General features: G+C 63.3%; 1 protein-coding gene. It reads left to right on the top strand.

The genetic code is table 11. From position 1 onward, the window contains the following. Positions 1–769: IS110-like element ISStma6 family transposase (locus DAI20_RS19280; protein ID WP_108252875.1), on the top strand; the 769-nt coding region annotated here is incomplete at its 5' end. Between the last annotated feature and the right edge of the window lie 93 nt (positions 770–862).

Consider the following 862-nt stretch of genomic DNA (forward strand, 5'->3'; position numbering starts at 1 on the left):
TGAGGCAAGCGGGGGTTACGAGCGTGCTGCTCTGGATGTATTGCACGCCGCCGGCCTGCCGATGGTGCGAATCAATCCGGCGCGTGCACGGCGATTTGCCCAAGGCACGGGCCGTGCCGCCAAGACCGATCGGCTCGATGCGACAGTGCTGGCGCAGATGGCCCATTTGTTGCCGCTGACCCGCTACGTACCGCCTGCCCCTTGGCAGCAGCGTCTGGCTGAATTTGCGCAATGCCGCAGGCATTTGGTGCAGATGCGGGTCAGTGAGATGCAGCGCTTGCGGCGATTGGTCGATCCGGATCTGATTGCGATGAAGCAACGCCATATAGCCCAGCTATCTGACGATCTGAAGCAACTGGATAAAGCTATTGCCGAGCAGCTTGAGGGACAGCCTAGCTGGAAGAATATCGGCACGCTCAAAGGCGTCGGCCCCATCCTGATCAGCACACTGGCCTGCGAGTTGCCCGAACTGGGCAGCTTGGGAAGCAAAGCCATAGCATCGCTGGTGGGGTTGGCCCCGATGAACCGCGAAAGTGGCACCTGGCAGGGCCAACGGCGGATCAGTGGTGGGCGCGCAGTAGTACGCGAAGCCCTTTACATGGCGGCCCTGACGGCCATCCGGTACGAGCCAGGACTGCGCGCGTTTTACGCTGGCCTGAAGGCCAAGGGCAAAGCGAGCAAGGTGGCGCTCGTGGCGGTCATGCGCAAAATGCTGGTGATCCTCAACGCCCGTAAGCGGGACGCCGAGGTGGCCCTCGGCTGCCCCTGACAAGACAGTTGCTACCGGATACACCCGGGCACCGCCGCCACCTTCGGCACCGCCAACCGGTACACGTCCACGCCACCGGCACGCGGTGCCCTG

It is taken from the genome of Planctomonas deserti, from assembly GCF_003067705.1.
Taxonomy (GTDB): domain Bacteria; phylum Actinomycetota; class Actinomycetes; order Actinomycetales; family Microbacteriaceae; genus Planctomonas; species Planctomonas deserti.